Genomic DNA, 18,863 nt, shown 5'->3' with positions numbered 1-18,863 from the left:
ACATTCCCCATGATCACTTCATCGACATCGGTTTTTTGTATTCCGGCGCGTTTTATAGCCTCTTCAACGACGAGCGCTCCAAGACGCGTGGCATTGATGCTGCTGAGTGAGCCCTGGAACGTACCTATCGGAGTTCTGACCGCACTCACAATGACAACTTCCTTCATGATTACTCCTTTTACAACTACTAATTAATTTCTGTGCAACAAACTCAGCGCAATTTAATCTAGATAACTACTCTCCGCCGCGCTGAATGGATAAATTATTATTTCGTTTAGCATCCGATTCGGTATGCTGATCATAGGCTTCGATAATTTCGCGAACCAGCCGGTGTCTGACAACATCTGTTTTTTCAAAAAAGACAAACGCAATACCTTCGATGCCCATTAAAATTTCTTCGACTTCACGCAAGCCTGACATCATACCGCGCGGCAAATCGCTTTGTGTAATGTCGCCGGTAATGATCGCTTTGGAATTGGCCCCTAGCCGGGTTAAAAACATTTTCATTTGTGTCGGCGTTGTGTTCTGAGCTTCATCTAAAATGACGAATGCATTGTTGAGAGTACGTCCTCTCATATACGCGAGCGGGACGATTTCAATGACACCTTGTTCCATGAAACGTTCAAGTTTATTGGACGGCAACATATCATGTAATGCATCATACAATGGCCGAAGATAGGGATCAATCTTATCCCGCAGATCGCCCGGCAAAAATCCAAGGCTCTCTCCTGTTTCTACTGCCGGTCTTGATAATACAATTCTATCGACTTCTTTATTCTTGAGCGCGGCCATCGCTAACGCCACGGCTAAATACGTTTTTCCGGTCCCTGCAGGACCGATTGCAAATACAATGTCGTTTTGACGTGCTTGTTTTACATACTCTGTTTGACCTTGTGTTTTGGCCTCTATATAATCACGATGCGTAAAAAGAACGACTTCGTCGATGTGTTTATGATGCGAAACGTCGTCGGCTGGTGCTTCTTCCGTTTGACCCGACTTAACTAACCGAATAACCGTTTCAACATCTATGCGGTCTATTTGCGATTTTTTATTGCAAAGAAAAATCAACTCCGTAAAAACTTCCTCGATATTATCCAGTTCATCAACTGTGCCGCTTAACCAAACCGTATCGCCACGAACGACTATTTTTGAAGTGAAACTCTTCTCGATAATTTTCAAATGACTGTCACCGGGACCTAACAAAAGAACCGGATTGACGCCTTTTAACTTGATATTGCGTTCATGAGCTGATTTCAATAATGACTCCTTTTGGATTAAAAAACAAAAAGCTCTCAAACTTAAGCGTTTGAGAGCTTTTTGAATTAAAATTTTAGAAAAACGAACATATTATCATCAACTATTAGTTCTTCGGAACAATCAGGATCGTGTGCGGATAGATACGAGTTGCATCCTCACCGATAATGCTCTTGTTAGCATTATATAGTTTAACCCAATCCGAAGGACTTCCGTATACTTTTTGCGCAATTGATTTCAGATTATCGCCCCGCATGACCCAATATTCATTGGCTTCCTGGGAACGAGGAATCAGAAACGATTGTCTCGGGAAGATCAGATCCGGATTACGAATTTGATCACGATTCGCCGAATAAATCTTCATCCATTGGAAAGGATCGGCATAGACGTCTTTCTTGGAAGAAATTCTCCAGAGATAATCACCATCAATTACAACATACGTATCGTGTTTCGGTTTCGGCGGCATATAATTTTTACCGCGTTGAATTAACTGATCGCAACGATTGGAAAGATCATTAACCTTATTATAGATCTCGCTCAAGGCGTAACGGCGATCTTTGCGATTCGCGTCCACTTCGGCTTTCAAAGCCGCAAGTTCATCTTGAGTAGTTTTCTGGCTTAATGCTTCATCGCTCATCTTCGCATAATCATTAATACGGGCTTCAAGCGCAGACAGTTTGGCTTTCATTTCATCGACGCCAGCTTGATCCGTACCGATGGCGGCATAGATTTCTTTCCAAATATCGGCGGTTTCTTGATCAACTTTCGTGCCTTCATCTTTAAGGCCAGTAATAGCCTGATTCAAGCTGTCGATTTGTTTTTGCAAAACAGTTTGTTGTTGCCCGAGACCGTTCATCTCGTTTTGCCAATCTTCCTTCTTCATCTTCACTTCCTGAGCCGATACAGCGCCAGCGAAGATCAAGAGCGAGAGGCACATCAGACATACTTTGGATAATTTCATGGATATCTCCTCTTAATGATTTCGTTTATTGACCGGCGCCTTGATTGGCTTTTTCAATTTCTTCCAAGCGTTTCAAAACTGCTTCTTTTTCTTTTTTGGCTTGATCAAGTTTTTGTTTCTTCTGCTGAACTTCTTGCTCGACTTTCTTTTTTTCGTTGGTCAGTTCAGACACTTTATTTTGCATCGATTTGACTTTAGCACGACGTTCGTCAAGCTGTTGTAACTCTTCTTTGCTGGCGTTGCTTGCACAACTCGCCAACCCAAAGAGCATCAACGATCCAGCCAGTAATAACACCCTTCTGGTTACTGCCTTCATGATACCTCCTTTAGTGTGTAATTCCAGTTTATTATGTAAAATTTTATAGGTCGTTTAAGATAGGGAAATATGAAACTTAGCTTAATTTAAATATTAATCTTGGTTTTGCTGTGATATTAATCACACTAATTAATCTAACTATTAGAAAAACAAATGTCAACAAAAATCAGGATTTTTTAAGTGTGTGTAAATATTAAACAAATTTCCAGATCAACAGCACCCTCCACCATCATAGAAATACGTGGATTCGGAAACATAAATGTCATTGCGGCGCAGCGCCAAAAGTGCATTCGCAGTTTTATCGCATACCGCTAGAGGTTGGTTATAATACAACACGTGCCCTTTCTGATCGTCGAAATATTCGTTCTGTCCGAAATAAATTGCCGTTCTCCCAGTAAAAACGCAAGGCCCGTCAGCTGGAATGGGATCTTTGATCGCACAGATCTCAACGCTTTCGATAAAAATCGATTGCGCTGTATCGTAATGTTCAGGATCTAAAATCCGGTAAGGCCTTCGTGCACGCACTTCGATCGTGCCAAACCCGATGTCGGTGATTGTTTGGATATAATCGCGCAGCGGCAATGATCCGCTCAGGCATAACGCGCGCAAATTTGCATCTTCACGCAAATGTCCGGGAATTTCATGATCACAGACCGGATCGGAAAGTACCAGCCGTCCATGCGGTTTGAGCACCCTATACATTTCCTTCAACGCAAGTTTGAGATCATCCATTTTAAAGATATTGAATAAGCAATTCTGCGCGGCAATGTCGACGCTTTGTGTAGTCAAAGGCAGATCGAGCGCATTACCCAGACGTAAATCGATAAATTCTGACTTGAACCAAGAATTAAGCCGCTCGGCTTCAATAAAATTTTCTTTACACGCTTGAACCATTTCCGGTACGACATCTATGCCGATTACCCCTCCCGGCTTACGACTGAAGTAAGAAAACTGGAGCAGTTCCATTCCGCCACCGACCCCGACGTACAAAATCGTTGGGGTATTGACCAGATCGCGCGAATTGACCGTGCTGCCGCAGCCGTAATTCATCTCCAACATTTTTTTCGGTATGGATAATCCCGGTAATTGCCATACCGGCGTCGTAGTGCAACACAAGCCTTTGTTCGAATTGAGCGCGGCGTCTTTATACACGTTTTTAGTTTCGTCGAGATAACTCATCGGCAACTCCTGTAGTTCAATGTATAGTTTTTTATGAATTCTAAAAAAATTTATTCGTTCAGACTCCAGTCATACTCGAGATATTCAATCTTTGCTTTCTGATCAATTTTAATATTAGAGTATTGATTAAGAAAATCGATCAACGTGCCGTCTTTTGTAAAATCGTCTTTGAACCAATCGAATATCTTTGAAAGCCTTATGGTTTGAGATGCCAGGCGGTTTTTAGATTGATCCCTAAGAAAACTTTTTACCTGTTCGTCCAATTGCCGGTTTAACGTTGACGGTTCGAAAGCCTCACGCCGCAACACAGGACAAGATCGGGACGCGCAAACAATAGCAAAGTGAATCCTCGGATCGTTAAACTGTTTTCTCAAAATATCATGTTCAATTTGATTAAGCGTGTATGATTTTCCCCCGATACTAATAAAAAGTTTGTCCCACGGTGATTTAAAAAATCCACCGATATCTTTGATACTTTTAACCGGATAGTTTTCAAGCACGAGGCTGACGGTGAATGCATTATACGCGTTGATCCAATACGCTTTTTGCGCGTCTACACTCCAGTTTGGCTGCGGCTGGGTTGCACTGAGTGTCTGCAGGTAATTTTTCAGTGCGGTTCTGTCGAATTCTATGTAATTGATATTGCCTGATGTGGATATATATGTTTTGAGCAATTGATCCCACAGCGCATGCGAGACCTGCGCTGAAATAGTATGCACGCTTAGAAAAATCAAACTGATGAAAAGTTTTCTCATTTGCATCCACTATTAGAAATTAACGATAATCCAATAGGCAGTCGCGCCCAGAAAAGCCGCCAACGGCAGTGTGAGTATCCACGAAAACGCAATGTCACGGACAATGCTCCAGTTAGTCTTGCCAGTGATCATTCCAATCCCAAAGAGCGAGCCGACCGACACGTGCGTCGTCGACACCGGAAGCCCGTGCACACTGGCTGTTGTAACTAATACCGAAGTGACAAGATTGGCGGTAAAACCTTGCCCATCGTTCATCGTAGTGATTTTTTTGCTCATTGTTTCCGCCACTTTGCGTGCGTTCAGCCAGCCACCAAGCACTACCGCAATCGTAATTAACATTATATCGTGATTCAGATTGAGGGTATTGATGAGCAATAATAATCCTGCGATCTTGGGTATGTCGTTGAGGCCGCGTGCAAAACAAACGACGCCGGCCGTAAAAAAATGGGCAAAATCAAGCAGCGTTTGCGCACTGACGCCGATAAATCTACCGATATACTGCTCCCGGCAATTTTCCTGTGAGTCAACTTTTAACGAAAGTTTACCTGATGCTGTTCCATTTATCGTTGTAAAGGCGGCCAGCTGAAATGCAAAAGCCGGATTTTCTTCGCCGATACATGCACAGCTTGTTTTTTCAATGCCCGCTGAAATACGGATTTTTTTAAAAATCAAATAGGCAACCAGGCATATCACAGCTGAAATTAACGGACTCACTATCAGCGGAAGAAAAAAAGTTGATCCAAGTTTCTGGAAATTGAATTCCAATCCCACGGCTACAACACCGCTTCCTGCCAGAGCACCAACGAGACCATGTGTGGTCGAAACGGGCATGCCGATCACAGTAGCTAGCATCACCGTTGCTGCCGCACCGATGGCAACTGCGGCTGCAAATTCCGGCATCGTAACAATACTTTCAGGTACTAAACCTTTGCCTGAAAAATTCCTGACAAGCGATTCCGCAAAAAACAAAGATGCCACTGAACCTAACGCAGTCGTAATTGTCGCCCACCGAATAGCTTTTTTATAATCCGTCGTCCCGCTTCCAAAAAGCGTTGCAACGCCTTTAAAGTTATCGTTCGCGCCATTAGAATAGGCCAGAAAAAAAACGCTCAATAAAATGAGAACCAACATGTGACTTCTTTCTGCTGTGTTGTCTTCGTGAATTATGTAATAACCGAAGCACGTTAAAACGGTTGTTACAATTCTAAAACAGATATCTTATCAGATTTCTTTGTTGTATAATTGAACAAGCTTTCTTGGGTGTATTCCAAAAAAATAGCAACTTTGTACTAATAAATTAGTCAGGGAACGGTTCCATCGGCCGTCTTTTTCGAAACGGCGAACAGATGAAAATACCGGCGCATCGAGCATGACAAGCGGATATTGTCGCTTTAAACGGTGTATCATTTCCACATCTTCCATGACCGGAAAGTCGCTGCGAAAACCGCCTAGTTCTTCAAAAACCGATCTACGGATAAAAAATCCGTGATCGCCAAAAGGCAGTTTGATCAGTCTACAGCGCCACGCCGCATAAAACTCCATATACCGGTAAAAAAAACCTTCATGATCCAGTCGTAACGTAAAAGCGCCTGCATGGGTTTCCTGGTTATCCGCAATATGGTTAACCATCACTTGGAAGGATTCATCGGGCAGAAATGTATCAGCGTGCAGAAAAATCAACCATTCTCCCAGAGCTTTTTGGGCTCCGGTATTCATTTGAACGCCACGCCCTTTTGGTGAAAACGTGATTATAACATTGGAATATCGGCCCGAAAATTCTTTTGCAATTGCAACGGTATTATCTTCACTGCCGCCATCCGATACGATGATTTCAACGTTATTCAGACGACAATGGTTGTTGATCGCTGAACCTATGATCGAAGCTTCATTAAATACCGGAATGATAATTGAAAAAAACGTATCCTGCTTCATTTCAGCCATAATCAAAGCCGTTAATCCTCGTTGCAATATTCCGGGAGCGCTCTACGAATCTATTATGTCAGCCATAAATGGATTAATTAACTAAATGCAACGCGTTAGGTTTGAGAATATTTCACATTTTACGGTTTTTTGGAAACACAATCGCTCTGATTGATATAACCGTCAACCGATGATCATAATAATATGGTAGCTTAACGATATTTAAGGTTGATGATATTCTTGGTATGACAATGGTCACATTCGAACTGCGGATACGTCTCTCCATATTGGATAGAAACATGTTGATTGGATCCGCACTGCCTGCACCAATAACGTAATGAAATTTTTTTAACCCAGATCGTGAACAACGATTTAAAAAAATTGATTCGAAAATGCGTAGTAGCGGTTTGCATTGCAAAAACTCCTAAAAATGATGGTCCAATCCGATCAGCCAGCGCCAATCCCATTCACGATTTTTACCATTGGCGTTCGGATCACTCACCCAAACCGGAAATTCTAATTGCAGCGTATAGTTGCCCCACCACGACGGAATCCACACAGGCGTATATTTAAATCCCCATCCTGCATCCATTCGATACAAATCTTTCAGATCTTTTTTCAGTTCTTTGTCGTAATTCCACACCAAACCGCCGTCCGCAAACAAGTAAGTTTCAGATTCTAAAAATGCGTAAAGATTTTTTTCGGTGAATAATTTGAAAGGATTGATAAAATATAAATTAAAATTATTCACCCAGATCCGACGGCCGCTGAAATTAGCATCGTGATATCCCGACATGCTGCCTTCTCCGTCAAAATACACATGGCGTGTACCATCGTTTTGTCGCTGCCAACCCCACGCCGGCAAAGTTCCGCGGGATCGGTAGAATTTATCATTAAACATTTGGCGCGGGGAAGCTCCGGATAAATAAAATTGATCCTGGATCGGTATATTACCCGTACCATAACCGGCAAATATTCGTGATTCCAGTGACAAATAATTTTTCTTAAGAATTAAAGGTACCGAGTACGAAAATTGAATTTTCGAAAAACTCCATTCGGATGCTAGGGTACTCGACTCCAGGTTGATTTGAAAAAATGAGCTCCGATACAATTGAGGTTGACGCGACCATGATATCCATAATGTGTTGACCCATCCTTTATCCCATCCGATGCTGCGAGGCAAATAATCTGAATTGAAAAATCTGCCGAATCTTGACCCGATTTCAATCACATTGATTGGCGGATCATTATAAAAACGGCCGAACAAACGGCGACTTAAAGAAAGTTTCGTTTCCGTTCGTCCTTCCATTCGGTACGTATTGGCATGTAAACGCGTTTGTGAACCCAGCGCATACACAGGCGTAGAGTAACTGAACTCGAAATCCGGTGTTTGACTCGCTGTTCCGGAATATAGCCCCAGCAAAGTCTGATGCTCATCGGTTTCCCATTTTCCTTTAAAACGGTAACCAAGCCGCAATCCGTCAACGGCGTTGTACCAAAGAGATGGCCGGTGTTCGATCATATAGGTGTCAAGAGTCGGAGCGTACGAAACCGGTTTTTGGAAATGCCATTCGAGAGGAACAACACCACTCCGGTTATTCATTCTGAAAATGTCCGGCAATAACTGAGTTGTATCCAAAACAACGTAATCTATGCGGTCACTGAGCTCCAATAATAATTCATACTTTTTTTCAAAAGGAAACCACACCGGACGCCGTTCCAACCCTTCAATATCGGGATCGCTGTTATCTGTAGGAATACGAAAGCCGTTCCATTCGCCGTTTTTCAACTTCACGTAGACATCCAATGGCATCGCGATATTGCCCCGTTTTTCCAAATTGATTTTGATGTCATTGTATTGCCCGGTACTGTCCCTGGTCCATTTTTCAGAATACCCTTCGATGGAATAATCGCAAAACTTAGTCGTACCGACCCAATCTTCGAAAAATCGGTCCAGATCAGCGCCGGTAACCTGTTCAAGGAAAACCTTAAAACCCTGAGTTGAAACGTGATGCAATTTCCAATTCTGAAAGTACTGATGCATCAATGTATCGAATCGTTCACTTCCGAAATAATATCCCAGTGCAAACATGACGATCTCGCCTTTATAATACGCAGAATAAAGATACGACTGATCATCCGTAAATTGGTCCGAAGGCGTCAGTATTTTTTGTTCGAATCCCTGTTTTGCCCACCATTGATAACCAATAAATGTATTGATACGCGCATCCTGTTTGGGAAAATATTTTTGCCGAAAAGGCGAATCGTATTCAATATTCGCAAACCGCCCGAAAAGATGTTCCATTAACCGCGTAGTATAATAAGATGTCATTCCTTCATCGAGCCATGCTTCACGCGTTTCATCATTCGCAAGCGCCGCATAAAACCAATTATGTGCCACTTCATGGGCCGTCACGCTGGCAAGGCTGAAACGCCCACGCCGACCGGTAATAAATACGATTGATGGATATTCCATTCCGCCGTCACCGGCCTGAGCAACTGTAAAATCATCATACGGGTACAATCCGACGTGATCCGACATGTATTGCATCATCGTCGTCGTCCAGGATTTCATTTCCTTCCATTGCTCTTTGACGTCCGGTAAATATAAAAAATGGATTCGCTTTCCCTTCCATTCCGCTTGTTCATATAAATAATCCGGATCGGCACACCATGCAAAATCGTGTACGTTTTCCGCGTGAAATACCCACGTTCGATTCAACGGAAGCAAAGAATTATTTTTGGCCAGTTTTGAAAGACTGGAAAGAATCATCTCCAATTCGTCTTGATCGTGAACAAAATTGGAATCAATCCTTTCTTGCGCCATAACCCGATCTTTAATAGTCAACTCCGGCGATATTTTCATCATCGCCGCAACATCGCCCGCATTTTGCAAATGACCGGTTGCACCGACAACGTATTGCTGCGGTAAAGTAATACTTACGTCGTAAGTGGCAAATTCACCGTAAAATTCTTTACCGAGGTATGGATCCTTGTGCCAACCGCTTTGATCGTACACGCAGAGCTTCGGATACCATTGTGCTAAAGTATAATCGACGCCTTCGCGGTTGTGACGCCCCATCCGTCTGATTAATAATGGAATTTTTACTTCAAAATCCATCGAAAGTGTGGCGGTAGCATTGGGAGGAATCGGCTGTTTCAAAAATATTTTTAATATCGTGTCATCCATTTCGAAATCGAGCGCTTCCCCTTTGCCATTTTTGACATTACTGATCCGTTCGTACCCGAGCAACCGTTCAGGTAAATAGGATACCACGCTTCCGCCGTACATTGCATCGCGTTCTTCCTGAAAAGCTTGCATACGGCTGCCTTTTTGAAACGCATTGACAAATACGTGAAAATACAAACAGTCGAGCGTGTCGGGCGAACGGTTGGTATATACAATTTTTTCACGCCCAAATAAGAAGTGCTGCTCCGTATCGAGTTCGGCATCGATCCAATAATGTACCGATTGTTGCCACGAAGGAAGATGGGATTGAGCCAGCAGATTGACTGAACTCAACACGAGGCTAAAATATATTCTTAACCAGAATCGCAATTAAAGTTTCTAAAAAAGATTTATAACATTATCATTTCAACGTATAAAAAAGTCTTAATAAAAACAAGCTTACGAATTGCTATTGGAATGGACTCTCAGCTATTCAGACTAGCTTGCTGCCCGTTTCTCGTATACGAACGGATCCATTCGCCGGTCATTGCTTAACTTTTTCAATCCGTCCGACAGGTTCTCTTCAAAAATTGCCAACTAACTAAATGGGTGGTTGGCAGTCATAAATATTTCTATTTCCTTTTGCAACCCACCCTATCGGGTAGTTGACGGTTAATCAATAAGTTACAATTTTTATTTCATTACAATTTTTAATCAGATTACTCTAATTTTTGATTCCATAATAAATATACTTCCATTAAAAATATTAAAGCTCTTTTTAGAATCACAATACAAAACAAAGAAAAAAGTTAGGAGAAAATTGAAATGGAAGAGAGACATTCCCTTATTGATCATCCAAACAGCTTTAAGACACAAGGACTTAAAGAATTTGCCGATGATGTTCAAAATTATATCGATAAATCCATTATGCGTAACGGCTCGGAACTGGATACTCTGAAACAGATTGTAACCAGCTATAAAGGACAAAAAGTTGCTCTCGTCACACCGCCAAGCAAATCGGGAAATTATAACTGGAATACGGTCGAAATAATCGATTGGAATGATGTAAAGAACTCAGGCGTAGAAATTTATCAGCAATTTAACGAATCGGATTTTACTACAGATTATATCCCTTTTGCTTACAGAAAAAATGAGGAGGATGAGGAGGAACTATTTTTATGTGAGAAATTGGATACGCCTTCGCCATGGATCCGAGTTTATGGTAATGAAAGCAGTGACACGTGGGTGGGACACTATTTCGGCAACTCTATACGGAACTGTGCCATTATTGCTTCCGACAAGATTTCTGCATGGCAAGGATCGATGTCCAATGAAGAAGCACAGAGAATACTGGACGAACAAAGTGATCAATTAAAAGCACAAATGAACGCCAATATTCAAAACGTGCAAGCTTCCGGCGAATTATCGCCGGTCGAAGGCGTTTCGCTTGAAGACTGGGCACTGGCCAATGCAAAAATTATCAATGGCACCGGGGTCAATGAAATCTTGAAAATTTTGAAAATTGAACAGCCGCAATGGGACCGAATTAATGCGGAATGGAACGCTCGTATGGCACGTGACACTACATTTGCCATTGCCACCGTTTATGGACAGGCTTTTGCCAATGCCGGGCAGGGACAATTCGGTGGAAATGCCAAAACTGCTGCTTCGCGATGACAACAGCGGGCGCTAAAGTTAGCGGCGATGATCCGATTCCTTTTGAAAAATGGATCGAGATCACGGAAGCTCAAAACGCAGCTTCACAACAAGGCATAGACGCCGGTACGGTATTGAAACAATACGGCATGACCATCGGCGACTGGAGCAACGTCAGCGCATGGTGGAGTCAGAAATTCAACGCCAATGCTATGAGCATGTTTGAAGAATATACTCGTTTGTCTGACAAATACAGAGAGAAATTCGCCACCGGTTCGACCAATGCGGACATCGCGTTTTGAGCACGTATAGCCATAGTGCACTTGAATCATCAAAACTACTAATTCGGGTAGCCAGCCGAACTAATTATCATACAAAACTACCCTTTCGGACTGTTTTTGTATCGAAACAAAATCAATCTCATGCGTAAAGTATGCAGCGACCAAATTGCTAGAATTACTATTAATTGATGGAGCAACTTTTATGATTATTAATCGCATGGTGTGGTTTGTGTTTATCATTCTGACAATGGTTATTGGATTGTATCCGTTCATGTATTTTGTATTCGATATGTCAGGCGGTTTCCCTTCGGTGAAACCAGTAGAACTGCTCCAAAATAAGTTATGGATCACCGGATTCTACTTGCACATTTCATTTGGCGGCATTGCATTGCTGGCAGGCTTCAGCCAATTTAGCAAAAGATTAAGGAACTGGAAGTTGACGTTGCACCGTACTTTGGGCAAAATCTATTTAATATCAGTGGCAATAAGTGGAGTTTCAGGATTGTGTATTGCAATGGTTGCCGCGGGTGGTATAATTACAACGTTGGGATTTAGTACTGCAGCAATCATTTGGTTATTCTGCACTCAGAAAGCATACTTCGCCATTCGAAGTGGTGACATAGATAAACATCAACAATGGATGCTCCGCAGTTATTCGATTTGTTGGGCGGCGGTTACATTTCGCATATGGGGTCCGTTGCTTCAATATGGTCTTGGAATGGAGTTTATGGACGCTTACCGAATTATTTCATGGATCGGCTGGGCTCCCAATTTGTTAGTTGCAGAAATTATCATTCGAACTCTAAATGGGAAAAAGATTATTAGGACTGAACGCGTTTTTGAATAAGCAAAATTTTTTATTAGTGTCCGGCGAAAATCTAATCGGTCATTACTAAGTCGTATTTGCCAGCAGATAATCAGTAAGTGCATTTTTTAACATCCAACCGATACCGATTTCCCGTCGGATTGAGAATGTTCGGTAATTATTCATGGCGGATCTCGTTCATGTGGAAACATTTTTTTCGGCAGGTTGTGGCAGAAGTCGATGGATACTGGATCCGCCTTGGTATTAAAGACGTTTGAAAAAAATGAAATTTCGTCTAAGCACCAAATCTTTTCAACATCTGTTTTTCTTGCGCTTTCTTTTTGAAGGAATTCTTTACAGTCAAGGGTTTGCGATTCATCCCCCTAAACACGATCTCGGTATCGGACCTGGAATAGGTGTAATTAATGACCTATCAAAAAATTATATAGCGAATTTTGACATTTCTTATACGCACGGATTTCACTCCGTTTCAATAAACACTAAAATGATAAAAACAGGTAATTTAATAAACTGGGGATTTCAAAGTGAGTTTACAAAGTGGTATTTTCTAAATTTCGGCGGCGGCATCGGCTATATGTTCGGTGATCGACCGGCCCCTATTTATCATCTCTTTACCGGTTTTCCTATTGGTGACGATATTCTGCCGAGATTATTTGAACCATTTCACATCTTATATGCAGAGCCCTACTATCGGCTCAATTTTTTCCATAAGAAAAAATTACATGAATGGGGGTTGATGGTGAAAATTACTACGTATGAGTTTTAAAAACCGATTATTTATGTTTTGCCGAATAATTGTAACGGGCTTCTTTGCTTTCCATGTTCATATCTTTGAGTTTTTTTCTGACTTCGAACCATCCTAACTTGGTAAACCCGTAATCCGATGAATTTAAGATTTTTTTGATTTGCCATGCGCTCAACGACGGGCTTTTGGCAATAACGTCAAATATTTTTTCTTCGACCGTCATTTCATCTGCGCTTTTTGGCACATGCATCAATTCGTCTTCTTCTTCCTCTTCTTTTTCTTCGACGTGTTTAGACGCCGTACCGAGCGACTTGGCTGCAGAAGATGTAGAAGGGGCCGTCACTTCTTTTTCAGGCGCGGCTTTAGGCGTGGAGGTCAGTACGCCTCCGTTTTCCTTGACAAAAGCGTCCACAGCATCTTCGATCGTATCGTAAGCTTTCAAAATATAATGAAACTCGAGTAATTCGAAAACTTCATACACTTCAGGAATCATTCGCACAAGTTTCAAATCGCCGCTATTTTCTTTAATACCTTTGATTTCGCTGATAAAAATACCCCAACCTGCCGAACTGATGTAATCAACATCACCCAGATCGACAATAATGCGATATTGGTTTTTCTTCAATAACGAGGCCAGCGCACGTTCAAGTTCAGAGGATGTCGTCGTGTCGATATAACCGCCAACTTTGATCACGCCGATACTGTCACTAGGCCCTGTGAACTTGATAGTAGTCTGAATGCCTTCCATAGATGCAACTCCTCACTCGCTTTCAGTATTCCAAGGAAAAATGGGATTGATTAAGTTTATGTGGGATAATTGCTTAAACATATATTAATTTTGCCTTAGACGCAAGTTTTTTATTGAAAAGACCGATTTACTTCTGAATTGATCCTATCGCAATACCCATATTTACTGAGTCGGTAATAATTTCCATTTGTCTTTCATTCAAAAAATTTCTATATTTTGCCCGTCTTAATCAAAATTATGACCAATTCACATAGTTGTTACGCAATACGCTTTCTGAGAGGAACTGATGTCTGAACTGCGAAAGGATCCGATTGTAAGCCGTTGGGTGATTATCTCCGAAGAGCGCGGTAAAAGGCCGTCTGATTTTCCTCCGGATGACAAAAAAAGGAAGGGCAATTTATGTCCTTTCTGTGAAGGTCAAGAACACAACACTCCCCGTGAAGTGCTGGCATACCGGCACAACGGCGATGCCAACCAGTCCGGCTGGCTCCTGCGCGTAGTTCCCAACAAATTTCCCGCGCTTCAGATCGAGGGCGAACTCAATCCCCGAGGCGAAGGCATGTTCGATCTGATGAATGGATTGGGTGCACACGAAGTCATTATTGAAACACCGGATCATCAGCGTGATCTTACCGACCTTGATGTTAAAGAGTTTGAACGTATTTTATGGGCGTATCGTGATCGGATACAGGATTTGCAAAAAGATATTCGGTTTAAATACATTTTAATTTTTAAAAATCACGGCTCGGCTGCCGGCGCTACCGTAGAACACACTCATTCGCAATTGATTGCAACGCCGGTCGTTCCCAAAATTGTCATGGAAGAACTTCAGGGTGTTCAGAAACACTACGACCTGAAAGAACGTTGCATTTATTGCGATATGATACGGCAGGAATTGCAAGACCGCAAACGCATCGTTTTAGAAAATGAACATTTCATCACCCTTGCGCCGTTCGCTTCTTGCTTTCCTTTTGAATTATGGATTTTGCCAAAACAACATCAGTCTCATTTTGAAGAAGAATCCAATGAGCGTTATATGCATCTGGCGGAATTATTCAAAGAAACGTTGACTCGGTTGGGTCGGGCACTGGATCATCCACCTTACAATTATGTAATTCATACGTCGCCCATCAACGCAAAAACCGATTCACCGTATCATTGGCATATTGAAATTACTCCCAAATTGACGAAAGTAGCGGGATTTGAATGGGGCAGTGGATTTTATATTAACCCTACGCCGCCGGAACAGGCTGCGGAATATTTACGACAAGTTAAATTAACGGACGTTTAAGAGACGGCAAAACGGAGCGCTGTATGAAAAAAGCGAAAATATTTTTTGTTTCGTCCGAAATCTATCCGTTTGTCAAAGGAGGACGTGGCGGAGAATTTGCCGGCGCCCTGCCGACTTACTTGCAAATGCAAGGCCATGAAGTTCGTGTGATCATGCCGAAATACAGCCTGATCAACGAGCGCAAATATATTATTCGGGATATTATCCGGATGAAAGAAATTCCCGTCCCGATGCATCATGGCGAGATTCCCGTTTCCGTCAAATCCGGATTTCTTCCGGAAAGTAAAACACAGATTTATTTCGCCGATCTCGATAAATACTTTAAACGGGCCGATCTTTACCGTGATCGTCGCACCGGACAATTTTTCAAGGACAATGATGAACGGTTTATTTTCCTGGCTCGCACGGCAATTGAAACGCTTAAAACGCTTGGCTGGCAACCGGACATCGTCCACTGCTGCGGTTGGGCAACCGGTATTTTGCCCTTGATAATACGTCATGAACAGGAAAAGGATAATTTCTTCAAGAAAACAATTATAGTCTATTCGATCAACGATATGGCTGAAACGGGATTATTCGATAAATCGGTTCTGGAAAAAGCCTTGCTACCCAAAGGATTCATCGAGCCTGAAAAATGTTTCTATAAAAACAAATTAAGTTTTCTCAAAACAGGAATGGCTTATTCCGATGCCGTGACCATTCCCTCTACTTTCAAAAAAATCAAATCGTTTACAAAACCAAAAGACGATTTCGAACATATTATTGCCGGTGCAAAAAATCTTTACGACCTCCCGTTCGCCGGCGACCATAATCTTTGGAATCCCGCCAATAACAGCTCGCTCTTTAAGCCTTATTCCACTGAGAAATACGAGCGGCGAAAAGCGAACCGGGAAACTATTTTAGAAAGTAAGCGAATCAATTTTTCACCTGAACAGATGATAGTAGGAATATTGTGTGACAACATTCATTACCAATTCAAAGAAATTGTTAATATTCTAAAAGCTCTCAAAGATATTCCTCTGCAAATTTTACTGGTATCGGATGAAAATCCCAATGCCATTTCGGCTCTTAAAAGCCAAATTGCAAAAAACGATCAGCATACTATCCACACGCTTACAGATCCTGAAGACCAATTCCGTCATGCCTTCTATACTTTGTGCGATGTGTTTTATGCTCCCGTTACGGAAGACTTGCTCGATGTTCATTACTTAAACGGTATTCACTATGGAACTATCCCGCTGGTCTCGAAAGACCGCGAATGCAGCCACGCTTTCGAGGCGATCAAACCCAAATCCAGCGGCGGCGAAGCATTGATTTTTGCCGATGAAAAAGATTTGGTTAAAAAAGTCGAAGAAGCTCTTGAGTTGTATAAAGAACCTGAAAAATGGCAAGCATTAGTGTTCAATGCTATGCGGACGGATGTAAGTTGGAACAACGTCATACCGCACGTAACCAAAATCTATGAAAAAGCTTTTTCACGCTTGAAATAATATTTTCGAATATAGTTTTGGCCAACTTTCGGCGATGAACTCTATCCAAGCATATCAACCGTATCTAAACAACAGGCTGCGTATGAAAAATTTAATCTGGTTATGGTGGATTACGGGAACTGTCTTTGCACAAGACGTATCTTTTGATTATACCATACGTGTTGATGATCCAACTGCTGAAAAATGGCAAGTGACCCTTTCGATGCAGCCGATTCCCGCCGACCAAAGTTTTTATATCCCGGCATGGTCACCCGGAAGTTATCGTATGTGTCATTTCGGAAAATGGGTTGACAGCCTAACGGCCTTTGACGAAAATAATGCACCGCTCAAAGTAGTCCGAAAAGGCTTGGACGAATGGTATATTATGTCCGATTCGAAAACGGCATCTTCACTCATTTCCAAAGTTTCGTATATCACGCATGATATTCCGGAGGATAGCCTGGAGACACTTCCCACAACGCTCAATGAGATGGGTTCTGATTATTTTTTCTTCAACGGGCCAACGATGTTTGGCTATTTCAAAGATCAGAAAACTCAAAAATATCGCGTTAAGTATCAATTGCCGGCCGAGTGGAATGTTTGGTGCGCGTTGGACTCCGTCGGCACCTTTACTTTTGAAGCGGCCAGTTATGATGAATTGATCGATGCTCCTGTTATTGCCGGAGGAAAACGGATTCACCGTTATGATTTCGATGTGAATCAGGCGCGGTATGTCCTGATCGTTAATTCCGAGACACCGGTTGAAATGGATTCGGTTATAGCTATTTCAAAGCCGATCATTGAATACCAAACCCGGTTTTTTGGTGAATCACCTTTTTCTCGCTATATGTTTTTATTTAATTTTTTTACAACCGGCAAACGTTACGGCGCTCTGGAGCACGCCTTTTCATCAGCCTATTACCTCACGCCGCCGATCAATCAAAATCAAATCCGTCCCAGTTTTTACAGCCGTGTTATTGCGCATGAATTTTTTCATCTGTGGAATCCCAAGCGTCTGTTTTCTTCACGGTTATTTCCTTTCCATTATCAGGAACCGATTAAAATTCAAGGCATGTGGTTTGTCGAAGGCATCACGGAATATTATGCCAAACTCACACTGGTACGTGCCGGAATATTACCGCCGTCTTACTTATATCATGAGATGCAGGCCATTGCGCAGGAAAATTTCAAAGACAACCTTGAGGCTTTGAGTTTAAAAGCTTACGAAGTTGGCGTTGCGCCCGTCATTTATACGAAAGGCGCTTTGATCGGATTGTTCTTGGACATTGAATTGCGTGACCGTTCTCAGAATCAGAAATCACTCGACGACGTGGTTCGCTATTGCAACACAACTTTCGCGCATAACAAGAAAGGTTATGACGACCGACAATTGGTACAAGTTATCAAAGATGCTACAGGAATTGATGTGAAAACGTTTTATAAAAAATACATTGCAGGATCGAATGAGTTGCCAAATAAAGATTATTTCAAAAAGGCGGGCTTGTTATACGAAGTTCGTTTTCAACCTTATTTTGGCTGGTATCTCGATATCGACGAAAATGGTCAATTATTTGTGTCCAGTATATCCAGGAATTCAACTGCATCATCACTAAAGTTGCAGAATGGGGATATCATCCGAACCATCAATCGCAAAATCGTCCCGGGCGATACGGATTCCATTCGCTCGTTTTTGTCCAATGTCGATAAATTGAGCGTCGGCGAAACGATACGGATGACGGTTGAACGCGACGGAAAATCAATGGAACTGAAAGGACCGATTTTACCTGGCACAGTACCCGATGTGGTGCTGACTGAAAACCCAAATGCAAATGCGAAGGAAATTGCCATTCGGAACGGCATTTTGGGATCGCAATAGCATAAATTTTATTAACAACTAACTTATATTACGCCATGATGTTTACTGCAAAAATTAAAGTAATGCCCAAACCGGGAGTTTTGGATCCGCAGGGTAAGGCCGTCATGCATTCATTGGAAACCCTCGGTTTCAAAGGCATTGACGATGCACGAATTGGTAAGTTTATCGAGATCAAATTGGACGCGGCTTCCAAAAGTGCTGCGATGGAAACGGCAACGTCGATGTGTCAAAGTCTTCTGGCTAATCAAGTCATTGAGACATTTGAGGTCGAAATTTCCTAAAAAAATATTTTCATATTAGGAAAAAAGCTATATATTAGCGCCGTTTTGAAAAACGGGGTGTAGCGCAGCCCGGTTAGCGCGCTCGGTTCGGGACCGAGAGGTCGGGAGTTCAAATCTCCCCACCCCGACTTTAACC

General features: G+C 42.2%; 18 protein-coding genes and 1 tRNA gene. 9 read left to right on the top strand and 10 right to left on the bottom strand.

Translation table 11 applies throughout. From position 1 onward, the window contains the following. The 9 genes from K1X84_14315 to K1X84_14275 all read right to left on the bottom strand — a co-directional run. On the bottom strand, positions 1 to 167 hold a 167-nt coding region (locus K1X84_14315), incomplete at its 3' end, for an acetyl-CoA C-acyltransferase (GenBank protein MBX7152801.1). 67 nt (positions 168 to 234) lie between these two features. Next, positions 235 to 1,257, bottom strand: coding sequence for a PhoH family protein (locus K1X84_14310; GenBank protein MBX7152800.1), 1,023 nt, complete (start codon positions 1,255 to 1,257; stop codon positions 235 to 237). A gap of 103 nt (positions 1,258 to 1,360) precedes the next feature. Further along, positions 1,361 to 2,215, bottom strand: a complete 855-nt coding sequence (locus K1X84_14305) for a LysM peptidoglycan-binding domain-containing protein (protein ID MBX7152799.1) — start codon at positions 2,213 to 2,215, stop codon at positions 1,361 to 1,363. Positions 2,216 to 2,240: 25 nt separating this feature from the next. Continuing rightward, positions 2,241 to 2,531: a hypothetical protein gene (locus K1X84_14300; protein ID MBX7152798.1), complete on the bottom strand. Its 291-nt coding sequence runs from the start codon at positions 2,529 to 2,531 to the stop codon at positions 2,241 to 2,243. A gap of 210 nt (positions 2,532 to 2,741) precedes the next feature. Beyond that, positions 2,742 to 3,710, bottom strand: a complete 969-nt coding sequence (gene arsM / locus K1X84_14295; GenBank protein MBX7152797.1) for an arsenosugar biosynthesis arsenite methyltransferase ArsM — start codon at positions 3,708 to 3,710, stop codon at positions 2,742 to 2,744. Between the two features lie 50 nt (positions 3,711 to 3,760). Continuing rightward, positions 3,761 to 4,465, bottom strand: a complete 705-nt coding sequence (locus tag K1X84_14290) for a DUF547 domain-containing protein (GenBank protein MBX7152796.1) — start codon at positions 4,463 to 4,465, stop codon at positions 3,761 to 3,763. Between the two features lie 12 nt (positions 4,466 to 4,477). After that, positions 4,478 to 5,596, bottom strand: coding sequence for an inorganic phosphate transporter (locus K1X84_14285; protein MBX7152795.1), 1,119 nt, complete (start codon positions 5,594 to 5,596; stop codon positions 4,478 to 4,480). A 90-nt stretch (positions 5,597 to 5,686) separates the two neighbouring features. Then, positions 5,687 to 6,406 (bottom strand): TIGR04283 family arsenosugar biosynthesis glycosyltransferase, encoded by a 720-nt coding sequence (locus tag K1X84_14280; GenBank protein ID MBX7152794.1) that lies wholly within the window; start codon positions 6,404 to 6,406, stop codon positions 5,687 to 5,689. A gap of 403 nt (positions 6,407 to 6,809) precedes the next feature. Then, entirely contained in the window at positions 6,810 to 9,944 is a 3,135-nt protein-coding gene (locus tag K1X84_14275) for a hypothetical protein (protein ID MBX7152793.1), read from the bottom strand. A gap of 435 nt (positions 9,945 to 10,379) precedes the next feature. On the opposite strand from K1X84_14275, the gene K1X84_14270 reads away from it, so the two are divergent. The 4 genes from K1X84_14270 to K1X84_14255 all read left to right on the top strand — a co-directional run bounded on the left by K1X84_14270 (position 10,380) and on the right by K1X84_14255 (position 13,083). Next, positions 10,380 to 11,231, top strand: coding sequence for a hypothetical protein (locus tag K1X84_14270; GenBank protein MBX7152792.1), 852 nt, complete (start codon positions 10,380 to 10,382; stop codon positions 11,229 to 11,231). Next, positions 11,228 to 11,512: a hypothetical protein gene (locus K1X84_14265; GenBank protein MBX7152791.1), complete on the top strand. Its 285-nt coding sequence runs from the start codon at positions 11,228 to 11,230 to the stop codon at positions 11,510 to 11,512. The genes K1X84_14270 and K1X84_14265 overlap by 4 nt, the downstream gene beginning before the upstream one ends. Before the next feature lie 181 nt (positions 11,513 to 11,693). After that, positions 11,694 to 12,338 (top strand): DUF2306 domain-containing protein, encoded by a 645-nt coding sequence (locus K1X84_14260; GenBank protein MBX7152790.1) that lies wholly within the window; start codon positions 11,694 to 11,696, stop codon positions 12,336 to 12,338. Positions 12,339 to 12,570: 232 nt separating this feature from the next. Beyond that, positions 12,571 to 13,083 carry a hypothetical protein gene (locus tag K1X84_14255; GenBank protein MBX7152789.1) on the top strand — a complete coding sequence of 171 codons (513 nt, stop codon included), beginning with the start codon at positions 12,571 to 12,573 and terminating at the stop codon, positions 13,081 to 13,083. Positions 13,084 to 13,090: 7 nt separating this feature from the next. Here K1X84_14255 and K1X84_14250 read toward each other — a convergent pair whose 3' ends face one another. After that, positions 13,091 to 13,810, bottom strand: a complete 720-nt coding sequence (locus tag K1X84_14250; GenBank protein ID MBX7152788.1) for an STAS domain-containing protein — start codon at positions 13,808 to 13,810, stop codon at positions 13,091 to 13,093. A gap of 286 nt (positions 13,811 to 14,096) precedes the next feature. On the opposite strand from K1X84_14250, the gene galT reads away from it, so the two are divergent. The 5 genes from galT (at position 14,097) to K1X84_14225 (ending at position 18,855) form a co-directional block, all read left to right on the top strand. Further along, positions 14,097 to 15,101 carry a galactose-1-phosphate uridylyltransferase gene (gene galT, locus K1X84_14245; protein MBX7152787.1) on the top strand — a complete coding sequence of 335 codons (1,005 nt, stop codon included), beginning with the start codon at positions 14,097 to 14,099 and terminating at the stop codon, positions 15,099 to 15,101. Between the two features lie 23 nt (positions 15,102 to 15,124). After that, complete coding sequence (locus K1X84_14240; GenBank protein MBX7152786.1) at positions 15,125 to 16,591, top strand: glycogen/starch synthase; 1,467 nt, start codon at positions 15,125 to 15,127, stop codon at positions 16,589 to 16,591. Between the two features lie 82 nt (positions 16,592 to 16,673). Beyond that, positions 16,674 to 18,446, top strand: a complete 1,773-nt coding sequence (locus K1X84_14235) for a hypothetical protein (protein MBX7152785.1) — start codon at positions 16,674 to 16,676, stop codon at positions 18,444 to 18,446. 38 nt (positions 18,447 to 18,484) lie between these two features. Beyond that, complete coding sequence (gene purS / locus K1X84_14230; protein ID MBX7152784.1) at positions 18,485 to 18,727, top strand: phosphoribosylformylglycinamidine synthase subunit PurS; 243 nt, start codon at positions 18,485 to 18,487, stop codon at positions 18,725 to 18,727. Positions 18,728 to 18,780: 53 nt separating this feature from the next. After that, positions 18,781 to 18,855: transfer RNA gene (locus tag K1X84_14225), tRNA-Pro, on the top strand. The last annotated feature ends 8 nt before the right edge of the window (positions 18,856 to 18,863 follow it).

The sequence above is a fragment of the bacterium genome, assembly GCA_019695335.1.
In the GTDB taxonomy this organism is placed as follows: Bacteria; CLD3; CLD3; order SB21; family SB21; genus JABWBZ01.
This window is presented reverse-complemented; position numbering and strand designations above follow the sequence as displayed.

Excerpts from the sequence above, each read along its gene's own strand:
- K1X84_14305 (MBX7152799.1), bottom strand. The coding sequence starts at position 2,215 with ATGAAATTATCCAAAGTATGTCTGATGTGCCTCTCGCTCTTGATCTTC.
- K1X84_14300 (MBX7152798.1), bottom strand. The coding sequence starts at position 2,531 with ATGAAGGCAGTAACCAGAAGGGTGTTATTACTGGCTGGATCGTTGATG.
- arsM (MBX7152797.1), bottom strand. The coding sequence starts at position 3,710 with ATGAGTTATCTCGACGAAACTAAAAACGTGTATAAAGACGCCGCGCTC.
- K1X84_14290 (MBX7152796.1), bottom strand. The coding sequence starts at position 4,465 with ATGAGAAAACTTTTCATCAGTTTGATTTTTCTAAGCGTGCATACTATT.
- K1X84_14285 (MBX7152795.1), bottom strand. The coding sequence starts at position 5,596 with ATGTTGGTTCTCATTTTATTGAGCGTTTTTTTTCTGGCCTATTCTAAT.
- K1X84_14280 (MBX7152794.1), bottom strand. The coding sequence starts at position 6,406 with ATGGCTGAAATGAAGCAGGATACGTTTTTTTCAATTATCATTCCGGTA.
- K1X84_14270 (MBX7152792.1), top strand. The coding sequence starts at position 10,380 with ATGGAAGAGAGACATTCCCTTATTGATCATCCAAACAGCTTTAAGACA.
- K1X84_14265 (MBX7152791.1), top strand. The coding sequence starts at position 11,228 with ATGACAACAGCGGGCGCTAAAGTTAGCGGCGATGATCCGATTCCTTTT.
- K1X84_14260 (MBX7152790.1), top strand. The coding sequence starts at position 11,694 with ATGATTATTAATCGCATGGTGTGGTTTGTGTTTATCATTCTGACAATG.
- K1X84_14250 (MBX7152788.1), bottom strand. The coding sequence starts at position 13,810 with ATGGAAGGCATTCAGACTACTATCAAGTTCACAGGGCCTAGTGACAGT.
- galT (MBX7152787.1), top strand. The coding sequence starts at position 14,097 with ATGTCTGAACTGCGAAAGGATCCGATTGTAAGCCGTTGGGTGATTATC.
- K1X84_14240 (MBX7152786.1), top strand. The coding sequence starts at position 15,125 with ATGAAAAAAGCGAAAATATTTTTTGTTTCGTCCGAAATCTATCCGTTT.
- K1X84_14235 (MBX7152785.1), top strand. The coding sequence starts at position 16,674 with ATGAAAAATTTAATCTGGTTATGGTGGATTACGGGAACTGTCTTTGCA.
- purS (MBX7152784.1), top strand. The coding sequence starts at position 18,485 with ATGTTTACTGCAAAAATTAAAGTAATGCCCAAACCGGGAGTTTTGGAT.